The 5,233-nt window shown below is 60.6% G+C and carries 5 protein-coding genes; all 5 read left to right on the forward strand.

Translation table 11 applies throughout. From position 1 onward, the window contains the following. The coding region (locus RI841_RS14195; RefSeq protein WP_310706284.1) for a hypothetical protein at positions 1 to 1,659 on the forward strand (1,659 nt) is incomplete at its 5' end. A 237-nt stretch (positions 1,660 to 1,896) separates the two neighbouring features. Further along, positions 1,897 to 2,964 (forward strand): transposase, encoded by a 1,068-nt coding sequence (locus RI841_RS14200; protein ID WP_310706285.1) that lies wholly within the window; start codon positions 1,897 to 1,899, stop codon positions 2,962 to 2,964. Between the two features lie 55 nt (positions 2,965 to 3,019). Further along, complete coding sequence (locus tag RI841_RS14205) at positions 3,020 to 3,400, forward strand: Rpn family recombination-promoting nuclease/putative transposase (protein ID WP_310706286.1); 381 nt, start codon at positions 3,020 to 3,022, stop codon at positions 3,398 to 3,400. Next, entirely contained in the window at positions 3,360 to 4,064 is a 705-nt protein-coding gene (locus RI841_RS14210) for an Rpn family recombination-promoting nuclease/putative transposase (protein ID WP_310706287.1), read from the forward strand. Before RI841_RS14205 ends, RI841_RS14210 begins: the two co-directional genes overlap by 41 nt. A gap of 84 nt (positions 4,065 to 4,148) precedes the next feature. Continuing rightward, positions 4,149 to 5,233 (forward strand): nucleotide disphospho-sugar-binding domain-containing protein (locus RI841_RS14215; protein WP_310706288.1); only part of this gene is annotated, 1,085 nt, incomplete at its 3' end.

Genomic DNA, 5,233 nt, shown 5'->3' on the forward strand with positions numbered 1-5,233 from the left:
GCTCTTAATGGCACCGCCCATATCCACCAGGATCAAGGCTCCCAGAACGGCAACGTCTATGTCGAAGGTGATCCCTCATTCACCAGCGAGACGGTGTATATCCAGGATCAGGTGGCCGGTACTGTCACCACCGACCTTGTGGAAGACATCTTCGATGTCAGCGGTGAAGCCAACACCATCGTGGCCACTAATGATGACGATGGCGATGTAAATGTCGATGCTACCGATGATGGGCTCGGCGACACAATCACTGTCACCGATGCTGAAGATGTTAGGGTCGACTCTGGCGAGGGTGACGACAACATCCGCATTGGTAGCGTAATCAACACTCTTGCTGGTCCATACGACGTGGAAGAGGCAGTTGTGTTCGCAGGCGATGGCAATGATGTCATCGATGTCTACGTCAGCATCGACGCTGGAGTAGAAAGCGTTTCGGACGGCGAAGTAGCAGACGGTAGCGACGCTGACGAATTCACGGCCGATGACGACGGCATCAACGGCGGTGCCGGAAATGACACCATTACCGTCGTTGCCAATGATGATGCCCTGGTTCGCGGCGATGCGGGTGATGACCGCATCGATATCCTGGCAGATGAACAGGTCTACGTCGTGGGGGGTACCGGAAGCGGTACGCGTGATTACACGGTCGGCACCTTTGGCAACTACATTACTGTTGAAGCCAATGATGACGTCTTCGTGGCTGCTGGCGATGCCGGCGACTACATTGATATCGTCACTCATGACCTCTCCAGTGACCAAGATGTCAACGTCGAAGATGGTAACGGTGATGATACCATTATCATTGACACCGACTCTGATGTGACCATCAATATCGACACTACCGGCACTCCTCGCAACATCGGTGGCGATGGCAACGACACCATTGAAGTTGATTTCGGCGATGGGTCCGGTAATACTGCTGAGATCTTCAGCGGTGCTGGCAACGACACCATTACCGTTAATACCTTCGGTAGTGACACTGCCGAAATCATAACCGGCCTTGGCGGTGCCAGTGAGGGTGATACGGTCAACCTGGCTGTCTCCCTGGATGGCGGCGAGGACACCGTTGTCTTCGGTACCATCGTTTACGATGGTCTGCAGGACATCGATGCCACCACCACCCAGAACTTCTCCCAGAAGGCGCTGCAGAGTGGTAGTGGCCAGCCGGATGGTACCAACGTGGGTGAAGACACCATCATTGGCTTCAACTTCGAGAATCCAAATGGTGCCGGTGCTGAAGATAAAATGGACTTTAACGAGTTCTATGCTTCAACGCCGAACTCTACGGCGGGTCCGGACGATGCGTCTGACTTGCGCTATGCCGATTGGGAAGCTAATCCGAACCAAGATGTCGTACTTGGCGGGGGAGATGATGCAGCCATCATCCGCGTAGGCAGCGGCTTTACCCTTGATGCATCGTCCATCACCTCGGCTGCCAGCGGTACTGGCCAGGTGCAGATCGATGACAACGATGGTGCTGTCGTCCTGACTGCCTTCGACAACAGCGGTGATGGCAACATCGATACCGTCGATGCCTTCTTCGTGCAGGACACCGACGGTGGTACTGGTCAGGCTTGGGCAGTCGATCACGTGGCGACCTTCGAGTCCGCTACCGAAATCGGCGCTCTCCAGACTATCGACATCGCCAACTTTGCATAAGTCGATGCATCACATGCTCTACGGTTAAGTAGAGCGATAACGAAGCCCCGCCATCCGGCGGGGCTTTTTTTTACGGCTGCTGATTCGCGCTATGCTGATGTTTTCGATCCACAGACCGAGGAAGTGCCATGGCACATATTCTGGCCGCCTAAAGAATAAAGAAAGGACACCCACTTACTTGACGGCCAACTGCCACCGGCTATGGTAAAAGCAATCCTCCCGTCGTGAGTTCCCGTCATGACCACTCCCCGCGCTTCCCTGTTATCGCTTGACACCACGCCCTGGTACCACCTGGTCAATCGCTGCGTGCGCCGCGCCTTCCTGTGCGGCACTGATGCCGTCAGCGGCCAATGTTATGAGCATCGCCGTGGGTGGATTGCCGAGCGGCTGCACCAGCTGGCGGGCATCTTCGCCATCGACGTGGCCGCCTACGCGGTAATGAGCAACCACTACCACTTGGTGGTACGGGTGGATGCCGCGCGTGCGGCGAACTGGAGCAATGACGAGGTGCTTCGCCGCTGGACGGCGCTGTTCACCGGCCCGCTACTGGTTCAGCGTTACCGAGCCGGGTTGGAGATGCTGCCGGCCGAGAGGGCGGCGGTGTCGGCGCTGGCCGGAACCTATCGTGAACGGTTGGCCGATGTCTCCTGGTTCATGCGCGTGCTCAACGAGGCAATTGCCCGCCAGGCCAATGCCGAGGACGGCGTGAAAGGGCGTTTCTGGGAAGGGCGCTTCAAGAGCCAGGCGCTGCTCGACGAGGCGGCGATCCTCAGCGCGATGGCGTATGTGGACTTGAACCCGATTCGCGCCGGTATGGCCGAAACACCCGAGGCTTCCGCCTTTACCTCCGTTGCCGAGAGGCTGGCCGAGCTTCCCGGCCATGCCGAGAAGGCGCGGGCAAGTGACACCGACGACGAACCGCTCGAAGCCGCGCCGCCAGCCAGCCAAGCGCCGGCCTGGTGTGAAGTCTTGCCAGTGCAGGCGCTGATGCCCTTCGATGCCACGGGGCGGGTTCCCTATGCCATTCCCTTTGGCTTCGAAGACTACCTGGAACTGGTCGAGACCACCGGCCGCTGCCAGCGACCCGACAAGCGCGGGCGAATCGAAGGCCGCGTTCCCAGGCTGCTTGACCGCCTGGGCATCGACCCGGACGCCTTTATCACCGCCTCGACGACACTCCTGCAGCGCTTCGGTAGCGCCGTGGGCACCCCGGCGAGTCTCACCGCCTGCTGTGCCAGCCGCCAGGCGCGTCACCTGCGCGGGATACGGGTGGCGAGAGAAATCTTCGAGCGCACGGCGGCGTGATAACGCCTGTGGCTACCGTGCTATGCTGTCATCCTGACGCCAAGAAGATCGAGCCATGGCCAACCACCACGATACCGGTTACAAGGAGTTGTTCAGCCACCCTGAATTCGTTCAGCAGCTGATCGAAGGCTTCGCGCCGCCCGATATCGCCGGGTTGATGGATTTCACCACGCTCAAGAACCACAGCGGCAATTACATCACCCCGCTGTTCGAAGAAAAATTCGAGGATGTAGTGTGGTCGGTAGAAATTACCTGGGAGGGTGTGACGCAGCGGGTGTTCCTGTACATCCTGTTAGACAAATTCATCGGGAATGAATTTGGGCGCACTTCAGTGCGCCCGCAGGGTGAGCGCCATGGATGGCGCGCATCAGTTCCAGTCCGCGGTGGATCGCACCATGCCGATCCGGCTGATGCATTACGTGGCCTGCTTCTATGATCACCTGCTCAAAGGCAACGAGACCACGCCGGGTAGGGGGTTGCCGCCGATCTTGCCTATCGTGCTCTACAATGGCTCGGCCCCCTGGACAGCCGAGCAGGATATCTACGCCATGGTGCATCCGGAACCGCCGGGCTTCCTGCGGGTCTACCAGCCGCACCTGCGCTACTACCTGATCGACGAGGGGCGCTACACTGATGATCAGTTGGGATCGCGCGAGACGCCGTTGAGCGGGGTGTTTAGCGTGGAGAACGCAGGCCAGAGCTGGGAAGCCCTGCAACAAGCTGTGGACCGGGTCGTGGCGATCATCCAGGCGGCCCCCCATAAGGAGCGCACCGACCGAATCATCACCCGCTGGATGAAGCGTCACTTGCAGCGGCTTGGTGCAGAGGTCAACCTGGACCAGCTCAATAGCCTGGTGGAGGATAAAGACATGCTGGCAGAGAACCTCGAGAATCTGGTGAAGAAGGAGCGAATGGAAGGGCGCCAGGAAGGGCGCCAGGAAGGTGTCGAAAGCACGCTGCGCAAGCTCGTCATCTTGAAGTTCGGGGATATTCCCGGGTGGGCTGAGTCGTGTTTAGAGCAAGCCAGCGATACACAACTGGATATCTGGGTGGCGAACATTCTGACTGCCGATTCGCTTGATGAGCTATTCAAGGGCTGATATTAGGGAAAATTAGACACCTACTTTTTTCATTTCTTATTCGAAGTCCAGTGGCAAGCTGCCTGAGGGAAAGAAGGAAGTGGCATGGCACATATTCTGGCCGCCTGGGAGCTGGGCGGCGCCCTGGGGCATCTGGCCAACCTGCGCCCCTTTGTGGAAGCGGCGCTGGCCCGGGGCCATGAGGTCACCCTGGCCGTCAAGGAGCTGCGCCATGTGCCGCTGTTGTTTCGTGATCACGCTCGGCTGCGGCTCTTTCAGGCGCCGTATCACTATCGCGCCGCGCAACGCCCTTATCGGCCGCTGCGCTCCTTTACCCAATTGATGCTGCAGCGCTTCGAGACCCCCGAGGAGCTGGCCACCCTGCATCAGGGCTGGCGCGCCATTCTCGAGACCACCCGCCCCGATCTGGTAGTGGCGGATTTCGCCCCCACCCTGCACCTTGCCGCTCGCGGTGGGCCCTGGCAGCAGTGGGCGGTAGGCAACGGTTTCTTCGTGCCGCGCACCGACCTGCCCTACCTTGGCGTGTTTCCCGGGGTTCGCCGCAGCGAGCAGAATGCTCGGTCACTGGCCGAGGCCGAATCGCGCTTGCTGGCCCTGGCCAACTTGCTGCTCGCGCGCCATGGCCAGCCGCCGTTGCCCGCTGCGGCGGCGCTATACGCTGAGCTCGACCGCCACTGGCTGCTGACCCTGCCGGAGTTGGATGCCTTCGGAAGCCGCCCGGAGGCCGAGTACCTGGGCCTTCCGCCGTTGGCCCCCGGCGAGGTGCCGCCATGGCCAGAGGCCTCCGGCCCCCGGGTGTTTGCCTACCTCTCCGCCTGCCCCGCGCTGGAACCGCTGTTACAGGCGCTGGCCGAGCAGCAGGCCGCCGTGGTCATCTATTGCCGCGATCTCTCGCCCGAGGTGGCCGAGCGCTTCCCCAATGTTCATCTGGCCGGCGCCCCGGTGGACATGCGCCAGGCCATGCAGCAGGCGGACCTGGTGATCAACATGGCTAATCACGCCACCGCGGCCTGCGCCTACCTGGCCGGGGTGCCGCAGTTGCTGATTCCACGCCGCCAGGAGCAGTTGTTTCTGGCTCAGCGGCTGGCCGGGCAGGGTAAAGCCGTCGCGATGGCCCCCGATTCGCCCGAACCCGCCAAGGCCCTGGCCAAGGCGCTGGCCTTGCCGCC

Source organism: Halomonas sp., from assembly GCF_031581305.1.
Classification (GTDB): domain Bacteria; phylum Pseudomonadota; class Gammaproteobacteria; order Pseudomonadales; family Halomonadaceae; genus Halomonas.